The 18061-nt window shown below is 73.2% G+C and carries 16 protein-coding genes and 1 tRNA gene; 7 read left to right on the plus strand and 10 right to left on the minus strand.

The genetic code is table 11. From position 1 onward, the window contains the following. Nucleotide 1: 1 nt before the first annotated feature. From BGK67_RS14880 to hutU, 5 genes are all read right to left on the minus strand, one after another. Nucleotides 2-676 carry an LPXTG cell wall anchor domain-containing protein gene (locus BGK67_RS14880; protein ID WP_069920545.1) on the minus strand — a complete coding sequence of 225 codons (675 nt, stop codon included), beginning with the start codon at nt 674-676 and terminating at the stop codon, nt 2-4. A gap of 121 nt (nt 677-797) precedes the next feature. Then, nucleotides 798-1973: an imidazolonepropionase gene (hutI, locus tag BGK67_RS14885; protein WP_069920546.1), complete on the minus strand. Its 1176-nt coding sequence runs from the start codon at nt 1971-1973 to the stop codon at nt 798-800. A 187-nt stretch (nt 1974-2160) separates the two neighbouring features. Further along, on the minus strand, nt 2161-3504 hold the full coding sequence (locus BGK67_RS14890) for a formimidoylglutamate deiminase (protein ID WP_244291211.1): 1344 nt from the start codon (nt 3502-3504) through the stop codon (nt 2161-2163). An 11-nt stretch (nt 3505-3515) separates the two neighbouring features. Then, on the minus strand, nt 3516-4706 hold the full coding sequence (locus BGK67_RS14895; protein WP_069923864.1) for an allantoate amidohydrolase: 1191 nt from the start codon (nt 4704-4706) through the stop codon (nt 3516-3518). A gap of 23 nt (nt 4707-4729) precedes the next feature. Continuing rightward, nucleotides 4730-6394 carry a urocanate hydratase gene (hutU, locus tag BGK67_RS14900; RefSeq protein ID WP_069920548.1) on the minus strand — a complete coding sequence of 555 codons (1665 nt, stop codon included), beginning with the start codon at nt 6392-6394 and terminating at the stop codon, nt 4730-4732. Nucleotides 6395-6497: 103 nt separating this feature from the next. Here hutU and BGK67_RS14905 point away from each other — a divergent pair, with 103 nt between their 5' ends. Beyond that, entirely contained in the window at nt 6498-7838 is a 1341-nt protein-coding gene (locus tag BGK67_RS14905; RefSeq protein WP_069923865.1) for a type III PLP-dependent enzyme domain-containing protein, read from the plus strand. 76 nt (nt 7839-7914) lie between these two features. Here BGK67_RS14905 and BGK67_RS14910 read toward each other — a convergent pair whose 3' ends face one another. Then, entirely contained in the window at nt 7915-8760 is an 846-nt protein-coding gene (locus tag BGK67_RS14910; protein ID WP_069920549.1) for a MurR/RpiR family transcriptional regulator, read from the minus strand. 141 nt (nt 8761-8901) lie between these two features. On the opposite strand from BGK67_RS14910, the gene BGK67_RS14915 reads away from it, so the two are divergent. Next, a complete protein-coding gene (locus BGK67_RS14915) occupies nt 8902-9279 on the plus strand; it encodes a hypothetical protein (protein ID WP_069920550.1) in 378 nt (125 codons plus the stop codon). Between the two features lie 397 nt (nt 9280-9676). Here the strand turns inward: BGK67_RS14915 and BGK67_RS14920 are convergent, their stop codons facing one another. Next, on the minus strand, nt 9677-11062 hold the full coding sequence (locus tag BGK67_RS14920) for a cystathionine beta-synthase (protein WP_069923866.1): 1386 nt from the start codon (nt 11060-11062) through the stop codon (nt 9677-9679). A gap of 134 nt (nt 11063-11196) precedes the next feature. Between BGK67_RS14920 and BGK67_RS14925 the strand changes: the two genes are divergently transcribed. The 3 genes from BGK67_RS14925 (at nt 11197) to BGK67_RS14935 (ending at nt 14960) form a co-directional block, all read left to right on the plus strand. Next, on the plus strand, nt 11197-12234 hold the full coding sequence (locus BGK67_RS14925) for an SGNH/GDSL hydrolase family protein (RefSeq protein ID WP_069920551.1): 1038 nt from the start codon (nt 11197-11199) through the stop codon (nt 12232-12234). Between the two features lie 390 nt (nt 12235-12624). Next, nucleotides 12625-13845, plus strand: coding sequence for an acetyl-CoA C-acetyltransferase (locus tag BGK67_RS14930; RefSeq protein WP_069920552.1), 1221 nt, complete (start codon nt 12625-12627; stop codon nt 13843-13845). Between the two features lie 284 nt (nt 13846-14129). Further along, nucleotides 14130-14960, plus strand: a complete 831-nt coding sequence (locus BGK67_RS14935; RefSeq protein WP_208948804.1) for a hypothetical protein — start codon at nt 14130-14132, stop codon at nt 14958-14960. Here BGK67_RS14935 and BGK67_RS14940 read toward each other — a convergent pair. Further along, entirely contained in the window at nt 14944-15279 is a 336-nt protein-coding gene (locus BGK67_RS14940) for a hypothetical protein (protein WP_069920554.1), read from the minus strand. The two genes, BGK67_RS14935 and BGK67_RS14940, sit on opposite strands and share 17 nt — an antisense overlap. 101 nt (nt 15280-15380) lie before the next feature. Here BGK67_RS14940 and BGK67_RS14945 point away from each other — a divergent pair, with 101 nt between their 5' ends. Further along, nucleotides 15381-15611, plus strand: coding sequence for a DUF4287 domain-containing protein (locus BGK67_RS14945; RefSeq protein ID WP_069920555.1), 231 nt, complete (start codon nt 15381-15383; stop codon nt 15609-15611). A gap of 106 nt (nt 15612-15717) precedes the next feature. Here the strand turns inward: BGK67_RS14945 and BGK67_RS14950 are convergent, their stop codons facing one another. Continuing rightward, nucleotides 15718-16572, minus strand: a complete 855-nt coding sequence (locus BGK67_RS14950; protein ID WP_069920556.1) for a Bax inhibitor-1/YccA family protein — start codon at nt 16570-16572, stop codon at nt 15718-15720. Nucleotides 16573-16717: 145 nt separating this feature from the next. Next, nucleotides 16718-16799, minus strand: a tRNA-Leu gene (locus tag BGK67_RS14955). Between the two features lie 441 nt (nt 16800-17240). Between BGK67_RS14955 and BGK67_RS14960 the strand changes: the two genes are divergently transcribed. Continuing rightward, the gene (locus BGK67_RS14960) at nt 17241-18014 is read left to right on the plus strand and encodes an ABC transporter ATP-binding protein (protein ID WP_069920557.1); all 774 of its coding nucleotides are present in this window, start codon (nt 17241-17243) and stop codon (nt 18012-18014) included. The last annotated feature ends 47 nt before the right edge of the window (nt 18015-18061 follow it).

Below are 18061 nucleotides of genomic sequence, written 5' to 3' on the forward strand. Positions count from 1 at the left end.
TTCAGGACCGGGCCCGTCGGCCGCGCCGGGTCAGCCAGAGCACGCCGACCGCGCCGGAGAGCAGCACGGTGCCGCCGAGGGTGCCGAGGGCGAGGGCGGAGTCGGTGGGGCCGGTCTGCGGGAGGGTGCCGTCCCCGTCCTCGTCCCCGGCGGGGGCTGGGCCGCCGGCGGCCGTGACGTCCAGTTCCAGGGACGGGCCCGGGCCGTTGCCGGGGGTGCAGGTGGTCGTGGTGCCCATGGCCTTGATGGTGAGGACGCCTGCGGTGAAGGTGACCTTGCCGCTCGCCTTGGGGGTGTAGGTGCCCGAGAGGTCGGTGATCTTGATGGGGGTGTTGGCGGGCGCGGCCTCGGGGTTGGGCGGGCCGGAGACCGGGACGGACGCCTTCTCCGCGCCGCCGACCACGATGACCGCGCTGGGGTTCATCGCGCCCTTGCCCAGCTCGATCGGGCTGGACGAGACGCCCTTCTGGAAGGACATCGTCAGCTTGTAGCCGTCGCCCTCCTTGACGGCCTTGATGTCGATGGGCGACACCGCCGACTTGTCGCCGATCGGGGTCTTGCAGTCGTAGGCCACGTCGACGACCGCGGCCTGGGCCGCGGGGGCGGCCAGCAGGACCGCCGATCCGGCCAGCGCGGAGGCCAGCGCGAGCGCGGTGGAGCGTTTCCGGTCGGACACCTTCGTCTTCCCCTCGGACCTCGGGACCACAAGTTACTGACGACACATCAGATTGGTGGCTCAAGGTACGCCCGGGGCCTTGCGGAGGGAAGACAAAGGGCAGGCCGGAATCGACCGTTGGTCAGCGCACCCGGGCACCCCGCTGCCACACGCCGGAAACGAGCGGGACACCCGGGCGGTAGGCGAGGTGGACGTGGCTGGGCGCGTCGAGCAGCGCCAGGTCGGCGCGCGCGCCGGGAGTGACGGCGCCGATGTCGGTGCGGCGCAGCGCGCGGGCGCCGCCGGCCGTGGCCGCCCAGAGCGCCTCGTCGGGGGTCATCCGCATGTCGCGGACGGCGAGCGCGATGCAGAACGGCATGGAACTGGTGTAGGAGGAGCCGGGGTTGCAGTCCGTGGACAGGGCGACGGTGGCGCCGGCGTCGATCAGGCGGCGCGCGTCGGGCCACTGGGCGCGGGTGGAGAACTCGGCGCCGGGCAGCAGGGTGGCGACCGTGGTGCCGGCGGCCTGCGCGAGGGCGTCGACGTCGGCGTCGGTCAGGTGCGTGCAGTGGTCGGCGGAGGCGGCCTCCAGCTCGACGGCGAGCCGCACACCGGGCCCGTACGAGAGCTGGTTGGCGTGGACCCGCGGGATCAGCCCGGCGGCCGCGCCGGCGGTGAGGATCGCACGGGCCTGGTCCCCGTCGAAGGCGCCCTTCTCGCAGAAGACGTCCACCCAGCGGGCGTACGGGGCGCAGGCGGCCAGCATCTCGCCGGTGACGAGCTCGACGTAGCCGGCCGGGTCCTCGGCGTAGTCGGGGGACACGATGTGCGCCCCGAGGTAGGTGACCTCCTCGGTGTGCGCGGCGGCGATGCGCAGCGCGCGGGCCTCGTCGATGGTGGTGAGTCCGTAGCCCGACTTGGTCTCGAAGGTGGTGGTGCCCTGGCGGCGGGCCTCGTCGAGGTGGCGCACCAGGTTCGCCTCCAGCTCCGCGTCGGAGGCGGCGCGGGTGGCGGCGACGGTGGTGCGGATGCCTCCGGCGGAGTAGGCGCGGCCGGACATCCGGGCGTTGAACTCGGCCGTGCGGTCGCCGGCGAAGACGAGGTGGGAGTGGGAGTCGACGAAGCCGGGGATGACGGCGCGGCCGGCGGCGTCGTACGCCTCGTCCGCCGCCGGGGCCTTGGCCGCGGGGCCGACCCAGGCGATCTTGTCGTCCTCGATGACGACGGCCGCGTCCTGGAGGAGGCCGAGGGGGCCTTCGCCGAGGGCGGGGTCGTTGGTGACGAGGCTGCCGATGTGCGTGATGGCGGTGGTGGTCATGGGTTCCTCTCAGGGCTTGCTTGTCCCCCACCCCGCCCCTTCCCGAAGCCGGGGCTCCGCCCGGACCCCGCGCCTCGAACGCCGGCGAGGCTGAATCTTTCAGCCCGTCCGGCGTTTGAGGACCCGGTCCGGGCAGAGCCCGGTTTCGGGAAGGGGCGGGGTGGGGGAAGCCCGCCGCAGGCGTCCCTCAGGTGCGGAGGGCGGCGATGGACTCGGACAGGGCGGACGGGACGTCCGGGACGAGGGTGTGGGCGCCGTCGCGGACCACGTGGCGGCCGCCCACCACGGTGTGCCGGACGTCCGCGGCCGAGGCCGCGAAGACGGCCGTCTCGGCCCCGAGGCGCGGCAAGGGTCCGGCCGTGCGGACCGAGTCCAGCGCGACGGTGGTGAAGTCCGCCAGCGCGCCCGCCTCCAGACGTCCCGCGTCGGCCCGGCCGAGCGCGGCGTGCCCGTCGGCGGTCGCGGCGGTGAGCAGCGCGTTCGCGGTCCAGTGCCCCCGGGTACGGCTGCGCAGGCGCTCGTTCAGCTCCATCGCCCGCGCCTCCTCCAGCAGGTCGATGACCGCGTGGCTGTCGCTGCCGAGGGACAGCGGGCTGCCCGCCTGCTGGAGGCGGGTGGCCGGGCCGATGCCGTCGGCCAGGTCCCGCTCCGTGGTGGGGCACATGCAGGTGCCGGTGGTGGTCCCGCCGAGGAGGGCGATGTCCGCGTCGGTCAGGTGCGTGTTGTGGACGCCGGTGGTGCGCGGGCCGAGCACGCCGTGGTCGGCGAGGAGCTGTGTCGGGGTCCGGCCGTACGCGGCCCGGCAGGCGTCGTTCTCGGCGGTCTGCTCCGAGAGGTGGACGTGCAGGGGGGCCCGCCGCTCCTGCGCCCAGGCGGCGACGCCCGCCAGCTGCGCGGCCGGGACGGCACGCACCGAGTGGATCGCCGCGCCGATCAGGGCGTGGCCGCGGGGCTTCAGCGCGCTCACGCGCTCCGCCCAGGCGTCGGCGGTGCCGTCGGAGAAGCGCAGCTGGTGCGGGCTGGGGGCCTCGCCGAAGCCGGCCGAGAGGTAGGCGGTGTCGAGGAGGGTGATCCGGATGCCGGCCGCGGCGGCGGCCTCGATCAGGGCCTCGCCCATCGCGTTCGGGTCGGCGTAGGGGGCGCCGCCCGGGGCGTGGTGGACGTAGTGGAACTCGCCGACGTTCGTGATGCCCGCCAGCGCCATCTCCGCGTACACGGCCCGGGCGAGCGCGAAGTAGCTGTCGGGGGTGAGGTTCTGCGCGACCTTGTACATGACGTCGCGCCAGGTCCAGAAGGTGCCGGAGCCCACCTGGACCGTGCCGCGCAGGGCCCGGTGGAAGGCGTGGGAGTGCGCGTTGGCCAGGCCCGGGAGGGTCAGGCCGCGCAGGATCTCCGCGCCGGGCGGCGGGGCGTCCGCGCCGGTGCGCAGGCCCGCGATGCGGCCGTCGGCCGACACGTCCAGGGCCACGCCCGGCTCGACGTGGGTGCCGAGCCAGGCGTGTTCCAGCCAGTACGTCTTGTCCGCGGTCACCCCGTGCCCCTTCACCTGCATGCGAGACCTTCCAGTACGTCGGCGAGCGCGAGCACCCCGGCCACGCAGTCGTCCTCGGCGGCGAACTCCTTCGGGGAGTGGGAGACGCCGGTCGGGTTCCGTACGAACAGCATCGCGGTCGGGACGGCCGCGGAGAGGATTCCGGCGTCGTGTCCCGCCCCGGTGCCGAGGACGGGGACCGCCCCGCCCAGGATCCGGTTCATCTCGTCGCGCAGGGCGTGCTCGAACTCGACGACCGGGGTGAAGGACTCCCGGACGATGCCGAGGTCGACGCCGTCCTGGTCGGCGCGCTCCCGGGCGGCCTTCTCGATGGCGGTGACGACCGTGTCGAGGGTGGCCTGGTCGGCGGCGCGCGAGTCGAGCCAGCCGCGCACGAGGGAGGGGATCGCGTTGACCCCGTTGGGCTCGACGGCGATCTTCCCGAAGGTGGCGACGGCCCCGGCCAGGGCCGCCTCCGTACGGGCGGCCAGCACGGTCGCCGCGTACGTGAGCATCGGGTCGCGGCGGTCCACCAGGCGGGTGGTGCCCGCGTGGTTGGCCTCGCCGCGGAAGTCGAACCGCCAGCGGCCGTGCGGCCAGATCGCCGAGGCGATCCCGACGCGGTCCCCGGACAGGTCCAGGGCCCGGCCCTGCTCCACGTGCAGTTCGACGAACGCGCCGACGCGGGCGAGCCGTCCGGGGTCGGCGCCGATGCCCTCCGGGTCGTACCCGGCGGCCTCCATGGCCTGCGGGAGGGAGATCCCCTCGGCGTCCCTGAGCTCGTACGCCTTCTCCTTGGTCAGCTGCCCGGCGGCGAGCCGGGAGCCGACGCAGGCGAGGCCGAAGCGGGCCCCTTCCTCGTCGCCGAAGTTGGTGATGGCAAGTGGCCTGGCGAACTCCGCGCCCCTCCTGCGGAGTTCGTCCAGGGCCGCGAAGGAGGACACCACCCCGAGGGGGCCGTCGAAGGCCCCGCCGTCGGGGACGGAGTCCAGGTGCGAGCCGGTGACCACGGCGTCGCCCGCGAGGGGGTCGCCGAGCCAGGCCCACTGGTTGCCGTTGCGGTCGGTCTCGTACGCCAGCCCGCGCGCCTCGGCCTGCTCCTGGAACCAGGTCCGGCAGTCGGCGTCGGCGCCGGTCCAGGCGTGGCGGCGGTAGCCGCCGGTGTCGGCGTTCCGGCCGATGGGCGCGAGTTCGGCCCACATGGCGTGGAACGAGGGGGCCTCGCTCACGCGGTGTCACCCTCGCGCATGGGGACGCGCACGCCGCGCTCGTCGGCCACCGACTCGGCGATGTCGTAGCCGGCGTCGACGTGCCGGATGACGCCCATGCCCGGGTCGTTGGTGAGCACGCGGCGGATCTTCTCGCCCGCGAGCGGGGTGCCGTCGGCGACGGTGACCTGGCCCGCGTGGATGGAGCGGCCCATGCCGACGCCGCCGCCGTGGTGCAGGGAGACCCAGGAGGCGCCGGAGGCCACGTTGACCATGGCGTTGAGCAGCGGCCAGTCGGCGATGGCGTCGGAGCCGTCGAGCATGGCCTCGGTCTCGCGGTACGGGGAGGCCACCGAGCCGCAGTCCAGGTGGTCACGGCCGATGACCAGCGGGGCGGCCAGCTCGCCGCTCGCGACCATGTCGTTGAAGCGCTCGCCGGCCTTGTCGCGCTCGCCGTAGCCCAGCCAGCAGATGCGCGCGGGCAGGCCCTGGAAGTGGACGCGCTCGCCGGCCATCTTGATCCAGCGGTGCAGGGACTCGTTCTCCGGGAAGAGCTCCAGCATCGCCTTGTCGGTCTTGTGGATGTCCGAGGCCTCGCCGGACAGCGCCGCCCAGCGGAAGGGGCCCTTGCCCTCGCAGAACAGCGGGCGGATGTAGGCGGGGACGAAGCCGGGGAAGGCGAAGGCGCGGTCGTAGCCGGCCAGCTGGGCCTCGCCGCGGATGGAGTTGCCGTAGTCGAAGACCTCGGCGCCGGCGTCCATGAAGCCGACCATGGCCTCGACGTGGCGGGCCATCGACTCGCGGGCCCGGGTGGTGAAGCCGGCCGGGTCCTTGGCCGCGGCGGATGCCATGTCCTCGAAGTCGACGCCCACGGGGAGGTAGGCGAGCGGGTCGTGCGCGCTCGTCTGGTCGGTGACGATGTCGATCGGCGCGCCCTCGGCCAGCATCTGCGGGAGCACCTCGGCGGCGTTGCCGAGCAGGCCGATCGACAGCGGCCTGCGGGCGTCGCGCGCCTCCACGGCCAGCTGGAGGGCGTGGGCGAGGCTGTCGGCCTTCACGTCCAGGTAGCGGTGCTCGATGCGGCGCTCGATCGCCCGCGGGTCCACATCGACGCAGATCGCGACGCCGTCGTTCATCGTCACGGCGAGCGGCTGGGCGCCGCCCATGCCGCCGAGGCCGGCGGTGAGGGTGATGGTGCCGGCGAGGGTCCCGTCGAACTTCTTCGCCGCGACGGCCGCGAAGGTCTCGTAGGTGCCCTGGAGGATGCCCTGCGTGCCGATGTAGATCCACGAACCGGCGGTCATCTGCCCGTACATGGTCAGGCCGAGCTGCTCCAGGCGCCGGAACTCCTCCCAGTTGGCCCAGTCGCCGACCAGGTTGGAGTTGGCGAGCAGCACGCGCGGCGCCCACTCGTGGGTCTGCATCACGCCGACCGGGCGACCGGACTGGACGAGCATCGTCTCGTCCTGCTTGAGGGTCCGGAGGGTGCGGACCATCGCGTCGTACGAGCGCCAGTCGCGGGCGGCCTTGCCGGTGCCGCCGTAGACGACCAGCTTGTCGGGGTGCTCGGCGACCTCGGGGTCGAGGTTGTTCTGGAGCATCCGCAGCGCGGCCTCCTGCTGCCATCCCAGGGTGCTGAGCTCGGTGCCTCGCGCGGCACGTACGGGGCGGGGTCCTGACATGGCGGTGCCTCCTCCGATGTTGGTCGATCATTCACATCCTGGCCTTCTGAATAGATTCAGTCAACAGCTGCGGATCGCTCCTTCCGGTGATGGGATGGCGGACATGGCTGCCGACATGGACACGGAAGGCGCCGCCGCGCGCCGCGAGCTGGCCGTACGCGCCGCCGTCGAGCAGGGGCTGCTGGATGCGGAACCGCTGGTCTGCCTGTTGGACACGGCCGGGATCAGGGCCTCCGCCGCGGCCCTGACCGCCGCCTTCGCGGCTGAGCTGCCCTCCGGCACCCCCGTCCTGCACGCCTTCGCGGTCAAGGCCGCCCCGCTCGTCCCGGTGCTGCGGCTGCTGGCCGGTGCCGGGCTCGGCTGCGAGGTGGCCGGCCCCGGCGAGCTGGCGCTGGCCAGGGCGGCCGGGGTGGGCGCGGACCGGACCGTCCTGGACTCCCCCGCCAAGACGCCGGCCGAACTGCGCGAGGCCCTGGCCCTCGGCATCGCCGTCAACGCCGACAACCGGCAGGAGCTGGAGCGGCTCGACGCGCTCGTCTCCGCGGGGCCCACCGCGTCCCCGATCGGCGTACGGATCAATCCGCAGACCGGGGCGGGCACCATCGACGCGCTGTCCACGGCCACCACGACCTCGAAGTTCGGGATCGCGCTGCGCGACGCGGGTGCCCGGGCGTGGCTGGTACGGGCCTACCTGGACCGGCCGTGGCTGACCCGGCTGCACATCCACTCGGGCTCGCAGGGCGTCCCGCTGGCGCTGATCGCCGAAGGGGTTCGGGAACTGCACGCGCTGGCCGAGGAGATCAACGCCGCGGCCGGGCGCCGCCAGGTCGACACCCTCGACATCGGCGGCGGCCTGCCGGTGAACTTCGCCTCGGACGAGCACACCCCGTCGTACGCGGACCACGTCCGCGCCCTGCGCGAGGCGGTGCCCGCCCTCTTCGACGGCTCGTACGGCCTGGTCACCGAGTTCGGCCGGTCGCTGCTGGCCAAGCACGGGCTGGTCGTGGCCCGCGTCGAGTACACCAAGACCACCGGGTCCCGGCCGATCGCCCTCACCCACGCGGGGGTCCAGGTGGCGACCCGCACGGTGTACGCCCCGGCGGCGTGGCCGCTGCGGATCCTGCCGTACGACGCGAAGGGGGCCCCGAAGGGCGGCGAGCCGGTGGCCCAGGACATCGCGGGCCCGGCCTGCTTCGCGGGGGACCTGCTCGCCACGGCCCGGGAGCTGCCGCTGCTGGCGCCGGGTGACCTGATCGGCGTACCGGACACGGGGGCCTACTTCTTCACCGCCCACTACGGCTACAACAGCCTGCCGCGCCCGGCGGTGCACGGCTTCGCCGTGGCTCCAGGGGGCGGGGTGCGCTTCGCCTTGGCCCGGCCGGCGCAGGACCTGTCGGCGATCGTCGCCGAGGCGGGCGGCGGCTTCCGGGACGCCCTGCTCTAGGGCCTGGCCCGCCGCCGCGCGGGCCGCTCCCCGCCCCGCCCTTTCCCCGTTTCCCGGGGCAGCGCCCCCGCAGCGGCTACTCCACGAACAGGCCGCGGGCCGCCGCTCGCGCGTCGAAGGCCTCCAGCCGGGCCTGGGCGTCCGGCAGGGCGTCCGCCATGGCCTCCAGCAGCACCCGCCCCAGCAGCATCGGCGCGCACGCCGTGTCGAAGGCCAGCCCGGTCCCGACCGGCGCCGGGATCAGCAGGTCCGAGTGCCGGGCCACGGGGGCGAACGCCGAGTCGGCGACCGTCACCACGGTCAGCCCCGCCCGCCGGGAGCGCTCCAGCACGTCCACGACCTCCCGGGGATGCCGGGGCAGCGCGAAGCAGAGCAGCGCCGAGGCGCCCGCGGAAACGGCCGCGTCGATCCGGTCGTCCAGCATCGAGCCGCCCTCGTCGAGCAGCCGTACGTCCGGGTGCACCTTGGCCGCGAAGTACGCGAACCCGCGGGCCTGCGAGGACGCCGCCCGCAGCCCGAGCACCGGGAGCGGGGTGGAGGCGGCCAGCAGCCGTCCCGCCTCCTGGACCGGCGAGGGGTCGGCGAGCATCGCCGCGAGCTGCCGCAGGTTCTCGATCTCGCCCTGCACCGCCTGCTGGTACTCGTTGTACGCGTCCTCCTGCGTGGCCTCCGGCCGCCGCTCGGCGGGGGCCACCTCGCGCAGGTGGCGGCGCAGGGCGGGATAGCCGTCGAAGCCCAGCGCCACCGCGAAGCGGGTCACCGAGGGCTGGCTCACCCCGGCCAGCTCGGCGAGTTCCACGCTCGACAGGAAGGGCACCTCCGCGGCCCCGCGCACCATGCAGTGCGCGATACGCCGCTGGGTCGGCGTCAGCCGGTGCCCCTCGAACAGCTTCTGCAGCCGCGCGGCCGGGCTGTCGCTCATGCCCGTCCCCTCCGTCCCGGTGAGTTATTCAGTCACCGAGCACTCTGCATGTGGTTATGCAGCTGGGCAAGCCGCGCCCGCGATGCGGATACGGGGGCTAACCCCAGTGCGGGGGCCCGCGGCGCTTCCTACGGTGGGCGCATGGACGCCCACGCCCGAGAGCTGAAGAAGGAACTCGACGCCACGCTGGACGCCCGGCGGGAGCTGGGTCCGGAGTACGAGGCCGCACTGGTGGACTCGTTCGTCGAGAAGGTCGACACGCAGGTGCGGCGCCGGCTGGCCGAGGAACGCCTGTCCGCGGCCCGCGGGGGCGGCGGGGTCCCCCGCCCGGATCCGGCGGAGGGGAACTTCGGCGAACGCTTCGGCTTCGCCATCATCACGCTGGTGCTGGCGATCCCGCTGTCGGCGATCGCCGCCGCGCAGGCGCACCTGTCGGGCCTGCTGGTCGCCTGGGGCGGCATCCTCGGCGTGAACTTCATCCACGCCGCGAAACGCCTCCGGCGCGGCCGGCCGGAGTAGGAGCCCCGCGGCACCGCTACGGGGCGCTGCCCCGCGCCCCGTACGCCGGCGGGGCCGGAGTCGCCCCCGGCGGGCCGGGAAGGATTGGCGCGGGGACCGCCGCACCCCGGGTTGCCGGGGGCGGGACGACGGCGGTCCCCGCGACGGACACGGGCCGGGTCAGGGCCGTCCGCGTCCAAGGCGTCCACGCGGTCCGGGAGCCGCTCCGGAGGTGCGCAACGCCGTTCGGTGGTGCGGCCGGAGCGTTCCCGCTCCTGCCGACGACCACCACTGTGCCGGAGCCGTGTTAAGCCGGTGCTGCCGCTACGTGTCGGGCCCGTACCGTTCGTGCGACCTGCGGCTGTCCAGGGGGGGCGGGGCGCCGGGCCCCGCACCCCCCGGCCGAGCGAGCCGCGGGCTACTTCGCGGTCTTGGCCAGGAACGCCAGCAGGTCCTGGCGGCTGACGACACCGGTCGGCTTGCCCTCGACCAGCACGATCGCCGCGTCCGCCTCGCCGAGCACCGCCATCAGCTCGGACACCGGCTCGCCGGAGCCCACCTGCGGCAGCGGGGCGCTCATGTGCTTCTCCAGCGGGTCGTTCAGCGAGGCCCGCTGCGCGAACAGCGCCGCGAGCAGCTCCTTCTCGACCACGGAGCCGATGACCTCGGCGGCCATCACGTCCGGGTGGCCCGCGCCCGGCTTGACGATCGGCATCTGCGAGACGCCGTACTCGCGCAGCACCTCGATGGCCTCGCCGACCGTCTCCTCGGGGTGCATGTGGACGAGGGAGGGGATGCCGCCCTCCTTGTCGCTGAGCACGTCGCCGATGCGGGCGGCCGGTCCGGCCTCCTCCAGGAAGCCGTGGCCCGCCATCCACTCGTCGCTGAAGATCTTGCTCATGTAGCCGCGGCCGCTGTCCGGCAGCAGGACGACGACCACGTCGTCCGGCCCGAGGCCCTCGGCCGCGCGCAGGGCGGCCACGACCGCCATGCCGCAGGAGCCGCCGACCAGCAGGCCCTCCTCCTTGGCGAGGCGGCGGGTCATCTGGAAGGAGTCCTTGTCGGACACCGCGATGATCTCGTCGGTCACGTTCGGGTCGTAGGCGGTCGGCCAGAAGTCCTCGCCGACGCCCTCGACCAGGTACGGGCGGCCGGAGCCGCCGGAGTAGACCGAGCCCTCGGGGTCGGCGCCGATGACCTTGACCTTCCCGCCGCTGACCTCCTTCAGGTAGTTGCCCGTACCGGAGATCGTGCCGCCCGTGCCGACGCCCGCGACGAAGTGGGTGATCTTCCCGTCCGTCTGCTCCCACAGCTCGGGACCGGTGGTCTCGTAGTGCGAACGGGGGTTGTTCGGGTTGCTGTACTGGTCGGGCTTCCAGGCCCCCGGGGTCTCGCGCACGAGCCGGTCGGACACGTTGTAGTACGAGTCCGGGTGCTCGGGGTCGACGGCGGTCGGGCAGACCACGACCTCGGCTCCGTACGCGCGCAGGACGTTGATCTTGTCCAGGGAGACCTTGTCAGGGCAGACGAAGATGCACTTGTAGCCCTTTTGCTGGGCCACGATGGCGAGTCCTACACCTGTGTTGCCGCTGGTCGGCTCAACGATGGTGCCACCGGGCTTGAGCGCTCCGCTCTGCTCGGCGGCCTCGATCATCCGTACGGCGATCCGGTCCTTCACCGAGCCGCCCGGATTGAAGTACTCGACCTTCGCAAGGACGGTGGCCTGGAGGCCTTCGGTCACACGGTTGAGCTTCACCAGCGGGGTGTTGCCGACGAGGCTGATCATCGAGTCGTGGAATTGCACCATGTTCTCCAAGGAGGGGACTCCACGGGTTCTCCGGGAGGCATGGCCAGAGTATGCGGAAAGGGATTGGCCGACCGTCCGTACGGGGCAGGAAGGTCATCAGAAGCAGGCAGGGAAGCGAGGTGGCCTGAAGGGTGTCCAGGGCGAGAACGGCCCGCCGGATCGCGGCGGGGGCAGCGTACGGCGGGGGCGGCCTCGGGCTGGTGGGGGTCGCCGCGGTGGGGCTGGTGCTGGCGGAGATGCAGTTCGCCAAGCGGACGGTCGGGACCGGCCTGCCGGATCCGCCGCGCGCGGACGGGCTGTACGGGAGCGAGTTCGGCGGTTCGGAGCAGAGGCCGGGACCGCTGCGCCTGGGCATGCTGGGCGACTCCACGGCCGCGGGGCTCGGCGTACGGCGGGCCCGGCAGACCCCGGCGGCCCTGCTGGCCTCGGGCCTGGCGGCGGTGGCGGAGCGGCCCGTCGAGCTGCGCAACGTGGCCCTCTCGGGGGCCATGTCCGACGACCTGGAACGGCAGGTGGGCCTGCTGCTCGACGGGCCCGCCGGCGAGGGCGCCCCGGCCCCGGACGTGTGCGTGATCATGATCGGCGCGAACGACGTGACGCGGCGGATGCCGCCGACCCAGTCGGTGCGCTGCCTGACCGCTGCCGTGCGCCGGCTGCGGCTCGCGGGGGCCGAGGTCGTCGTGGGCACCTGCCCGGACCTGGGCACGATCGAGCCGGTGTACCAGCCGCTGCGCTGGGTGGCCCGGCGGGTCTCGCGCCAGCTGGCCGCCGCCCAGACCATAGGAGTGGTCGCGCTGGGCGCCCGTACGGTCTCGATGGGAGATCTACTGGGCCCCGAGTTCGCCGCGAACCCCCGCGAGATGTTCGGCCCGGACTCCTACCACCCCTCGGCGGAGGGGTACGCGACCGCCGCCATGGCCGTGCTGCCGACGCTGTGCGCGGCGCTCGGGGTGTGGCCGGAGTCCGACCGGCTGGACGTGTCCCGGGACGAGGACATGCTGCCGGTGGCCAAGGCGGCCTCGGCCGCGGCCGGCCAGGCGGGCACGGAGGTCACCCCGGCCCGCGGTCCCTGGGCCCTGCTCAAGCACCGGCGCCGGCGGCGGCTCCCCGGCGAGGACCTCTCGGAGTCGGCCGCGGCCTCCCCCACGGGCGTCTCGGGCCCGTCCTGAGCGCCGGGCGCCTCCGGCCGGGAAATGCGGGGCTGGGAGGGCCGGGGCCGACGCGGGCCGCCCGGCCCGCTCCGAGCCCCGCGCGAGCCGCAGGCCCCCCGTGGAGGCCGGGAGCGGCCCAAGGGCTGCGCGGCCGGGCGGGGCCGGCGGGGCGGGCGGGGCGGGGTGGGCGTATCGGGGCCGGACGGGACGCGGCGGGGAGCCCGGGTTTCGGTGGGCGGGCCGCCGGGCAGGGCCAGGGCAGCGGGGCCGCGGCCGTCGCCCCGGTGGGCACAGAGGCGCCGGGCCCGCGGGAGCGACCGGTATCACACGCCCCGCCCGGTGAATTCGACCGTACGGGGCGGTAACTTCGCATCCGGTCCCGCAACGACGCACCCCCTTGGAGCCCCGATGCCCGAAGCCGTCATCGTTTCCACCGCCCGCTCTCCCATCGGGCGCGCCTTCAAGGGGTCCCTCAAGGACATCCGCCCGGACGACCTGACCGCGACGATCATCCAGGCCGCGCTCGCCAAGGTCCCCGAGCTGGACCCGCGCGACATCGACGACCTGATGCTCGGCTGCGGCCTCCCCGGCGGGGAGCAGGGCCACAACCTGGGCCGCATCGTGGCCGTGCAGATGGGCATGGACCACCTGCCGGGCTGCACGATCACCCGCTACTGCTCCTCCTCGCTGCAGACCTCGCGGATGGCCCTGCACGCCATCAAGGCGGGCGAGGGCGACGTCTTCATCTCCGCGGGCGTCGAGATGGTCTCCCGGTCCGTGAAGGGCTCCTCCGACGGCCTGCCGGACACCCACAACCCGCTCTTCGCTGACGCGGAGGCCCGCACGGCCGCCGTGGCGCAGAGCGAGGGCGCGTCCTGGCACGACCCGCGCGAGGACGGCCTGATCCCCGACGCGTACATCGCGATGGGGCAGACCGCCGAGAACCTGGCCCGCCTGAAGGGCGTGACCCGCCAGGACATGGACGAGTTCGGCGTCCGCTCGCAGAACCTGGCCGAGGCCGCCATCAAGAACGGCTTCTGGGAGCGGGAGATCACCCCGGTCACCACCCCGGACGGCACGGTCGTCGCCACCGACGACGGCCCGCGCGCCGGCGTGTCCCTGGAGGGCGTCTCGGGCCTCAAGCCCGTCTTCCGCCCCGACGGCCTGATCACCGCCGGCAACTGCTGCCCGCTCAACGACGGCGCCGCGGCGCTGGTCATCATGAGCGACACCAAGGCGCGCGAGCTGGGCCTGACCCCGCTGGCCCGGATCGTCTCCACCGGCGTCACCGGCCTCTCCCCCGAGATCATGGGCCTGGGCCCGGTCGAGGCGTCGAAGCAGGCCCTGAAGCGGGCCGGCCTGACGGTCGGCGACATCGACCTGTTCGAGATCAACGAGGCCTTCGCGGCGCAGGTCATCCCGTCCTACCGGGACCTGGAGATCCCCCTGGACAAGCTGAACGTCAACGGCGGGGCCATCGCCGTCGGTCACCCGTTCGGGATGACCGGTGCCCGCATCACCGGCACCCTGATCAACAGCCTGCAGTTCCACGACAAGCAGTTCGGCCTCGAGACGATGTGCGTGGGCGGCGGCCAGGGCATGGCCATGGTCATCGAGCGCCTGAGCTAGGCGGCCCTCCAGGCGCCGCAAGGGATCCTTCTTGATCCCTTGCGGCGCACCGGCGCCGGATCCAACCCCGTCGCGGCCGAGCTGTGACCGAATCTCCCCCAGGATGTGACCTATCTCCTGGGGGATCGGCATTTGTGCAGGTCAGACCATATGCGGACGAGGGCTTAGGGACGAAAGCCCTGTCCAATTCATGACGTAATGCACTGCATGCCATTCCCAGGCCAGGTCAAGCTGATGTAGGAAGTCGGGGGATCGAATCAACCAGGAGTTAGTCAGTGAGCGCCATGTCTCTTGCCCTGCTGCTGACCACGGCCGCTGCCACGGCCGTGGGCGCTGCTGCGCTGCACGCCGTCCACGGTCTGCGTAAGCAGGTCACGGCCCTGCGCAGCGAGCTGGCCGTGCCGGTCCACCCGCGCGGTGCGACCGTGCCGCACGCCCGCAGCGCCGTGCAGTCCCCCGCCGCCGAGATACGAGCCGCCGTGGCCGAGGCCCTCGCCGAGGAGCGCGAGCGCGAGCTGGCCGAGGCGCGTGCCTTCTGGGCCGCCCAGGAGGCCCGTGACGCCGCCGACGCCTCGCCGCGCCTCGCCGGGGAGGCCCCCGGCGCCCTGCTGGGCGGCCTGCCCGGCCTGGGCGAGGACAGCCCGGTCTTCCTGCCCCGGCAGGCCGACCTGGTGGGTCTGGAGCCGGTGCTGGGCGAGGACCTGGCCGAGGACTACCCGGAGGATTCGGCCGAGCTGGCCGCAGCCCGCCGGCGCCACCCCTCGCACCCCGACTTCGTACCGGTCCAGGCGCACCACGGCGCGGACCACGAGCGCACCGTCAGCCGCCTCGAGGAGCTCGCGGAGGCCCGTACGGCCCTCGCGGACGTCCGCCCCGGCCCGCTGGGCACGCTGGACGTGTACGTCTTCACGGACGGCACCACGCTCTGCATGACCCCGGGGCACCGGGAGACCGCGGAGCGGCTCGCCGAGGCCCTGCGTTCGGGCACCGCGCCGGTCCTGCTGGGCGGCTCGGGCATCTCCGGCGCCTACGCGCTCACCTTCTCCTGCGGTGACGCCGAGGACCCGGACAGCAACGTCTACATCCTCGCGGACCGCGTCATCGCATCGCTCTGACTTCCGCCCGCTCCACCAGCCGCACGGCCTCGTCCAGCACCTCGGACGGGGCCTTCGCGCCGTCCGGCTCCCGTACGGAGCCCAGCGCCTCGGCGAGGTCCCGCCCGGCCACCGCCACCTGGTCCCCGACGACGAAGATCCCCGCGTCCGGCATCTCACGCGGCGGGAGGCCCTCCAGGTCCCGCGCCCGCGCGGCGAGCTCCCGGGCCAGGTCCAGCGCCGCGGCCGCGGCTCCCTGCTGGAGGCGGCTCTGCGGGGCGGCCCGCAGCCGGTCGGCGAAACGTTCCACGACGGCGGTCAGGGGCGAAGTATCAAGCACCCGGCCGACCTTACGCGCCGTCCCGGCACCATTGCCAACGGGCGAACTCTCCGGCACGGTGGCGTGAAGAGAACAGCACGGCAAACCTTCCGGAGGCGCCCATGTCCGTAGAGTTCTCCGAGCAGACGCACCGCAACATGATCGACAGAATCCCCCAGGCCACCGGTCGTGAGCTCTCCGACTGGCTCCGCACCGTCGACGAAGGCCCCTCCCTCGTCCGGTTCGAGGAGAAGGTCAGCTGGCTGCGCGGCGCGCACGAGCTGTCCTACGGCCAAGCCAAGGCGATCATCCACGAGTACGACCTGCGCAGAGCCGCACGCCGCTTCGGCTGAGCCCCCACGATCCCTGCCCCCCCGAACGCGGGAAGGCCCCGCGAGCAGCTGCTCGCGGGGCCTTCCCCCTGCTGTGGACGGCAGCACGGGGCGGCTGCCGGTCCTGCTAGTCGTCGCCCGAGAGGATCTGGAAGATGCGGAGCATCTCGAGGTAGATCCACACCAGGGTCAGCGTCAGACCGAAGGCTGCCAGCCAGGCCTCCTCGCGCGGGGCGCCGTACGCCAGTCCGTCCTCGACCTGCTTGAAGTCGAGGGCGAGGAAGCACGCGCCGAGGATGACGCCGATGGCGCCGAACAGCAGGCCGAGGCCGCCGCTGCGGAAGCCGAGGCCGTCACCGCCGCCGAAGATGGCGAACAGCGAGTTCGCGACCATGAGCAGGATGAAGCCCATGGCGGCGGCCATCACGAAGCCGGTGAAGCGCCGGTTGACCCGGATCCAGCCCATCTTGTAGGCGAGGAGCACGGCGGCGAAGACGCACATCGTGCCCATCACGGCCTGGATGACGACACCCGGGCTCAGGTAGGTGCTGGTGGCCGCGCTGATGACGCCGAGGAAGACACCCTCGAGCGCCGCGTAGCCCAGGATCAGGGCCGGGACGGGCTTGCGCTTGAAGGACTGGACCATGGCCAGGACGAACGCGACGAGGGCCGCGCCGATGCCGATGGCGTACGACTTGCCCAGGTTGGCCGGGTCGACCGGCAGCAGGATCCAGGACAGGGCCGCCGTCAGGATGAGCACACCGAGCGTCATGCCCGTGCGGCTCACGACGTCGTCCATGGTCATCGCATTGGCGCGCACCGGTGCCTGCGGCATGCCCGTGGCCGGGTCGGTCGCATACGGGTTCGTCGCATACGGGTTGGTCGCGGTCCCGGCCTGCTGGTGCTGCGCGTCAAACCCCGCGTAGCCACCGTTGTCGCGGCTGAACCCCCGTCGCGAGAAGACCGGGTTACTGCTCCTCATCTCACTCCTCCGTGGCCACCGAGCGCGGCCTTGCATCAAGAGTAATGCGCTCGCAAAGAAAGCACCCTACTGCTGGAGGAGGATCTTAGGAGAAGGCACGGCGAAGCGCAGGGGATAAAGGGGGCGGCCCTCGCGACCTACGGAGTGCCCGGAGCCGGACTTGAACCGGCACGGCCCGAAGGCCAGCGAGGTTTAAGCTCGCCGTGTCTGCATTCCACCATCCGGGCAGGGCGTGGCGGCCCCCGTGGAAAAAGCCTTCAACGCTGCGCCGAGCCTATCCGGAACGCTCTCGTCGCCAACGGGGCGTCTATCCGATGTTGTCTGATTTTATTGGCGCTTGAGGGGTCGTCAGACCCGAGAACACGCGGTCGGCCCCTTCTGGGTGAGGATCATCCCCGAGCTGGGAATGACGTGATTTCGACGGCCCTGCGAGGGCCCGCGCCACCCCGCGCGCCACCCGCCGCGCCACCCCGCGCCGCCGCCCGGTCGTCAGGGCCCTGTCATACCAGAGGAGGAGACGGAAGGCCCCCCGGTCAGACTCCAGGGGCCCAGGGAACGGGCACCTCGGCTGATCCCGAGCGGGGGTGGGCACGGCGACGATGGGAGCGTCCCGCAGATGTGCGGACCGCAGCCGGTCCGCAGCCCCCGCCCCGACAGGAGTCGCTTCCGTGACCACCACGCACTACGCCCCGCACACCACCCAGGCCGTGGCCGCCCGCGCCACGGGCCTCTCCAAGGTGTACGGCCAGGGCGAGACCCAGGTGGTCGCCCTCGACAACGTCTCCGTCGACTTCGCGCAGGGCCGGTTCACCGCGATCATGGGCCCCTCGGGCTCCGGCAAGTCCACGCTGATGCACTGCGTCGCCGGCCTGGACACCTTCTCCGCCGGCTCCGTGCGCATCGGCGAGACCGAGCTGGGCTCCCTCAAGGACAAGCAGCTCACCCAGCTGCGCCGGGACAAGATCGGCTTCATTTTCCAGGCCTTCAACCTGCTGCCGACCCTGACGGCCCTGGAGAACATCACGCTCCCCATGGACATCGCCGGCCGCAAGCCCGACAAGCAGTGGCTGGACGCGGTGATCAGCATGGTCGGCCTCTCCGAGCGCCTGTCCCACCGCCCCACCCAGCTCTCCGGCGGCCAGCAGCAGCGCGTGGCCGTCGCCCGCGCCCTGGCCTCGCGCCCCGAGATCATCTTCGGCGACGAGCCCACCGGCAACCTCGACTCCCGCTCCGGCGCCGAGGTCCTGGGCTTCCTGCGCAACTCCGTCCGCGAGCTCGGCCAGACCGTCGTGATGGTCACCCACGACCCGGTCGCCGCCTCCTACGCGGACCGCGTCATCTTCCTCGCCGACGGCCGGATCGTCGACGAGATGATCAGCCCCACCGCGGACGGCGTGCTGGACCGCATGAAGGCCTTCGACGCCAAGGGCCGCACCAGCTGACCCGGGGTCTCCCCGCAGCCCTCCACCAGACTTCCAGCCCCAGGACT

It is taken from the genome of Streptomyces subrutilus (assembly GCF_001746425.1).
Taxonomy (GTDB): Bacteria; Actinomycetota; Actinomycetes; order Streptomycetales; family Streptomycetaceae; genus Streptomyces; species Streptomyces subrutilus_A.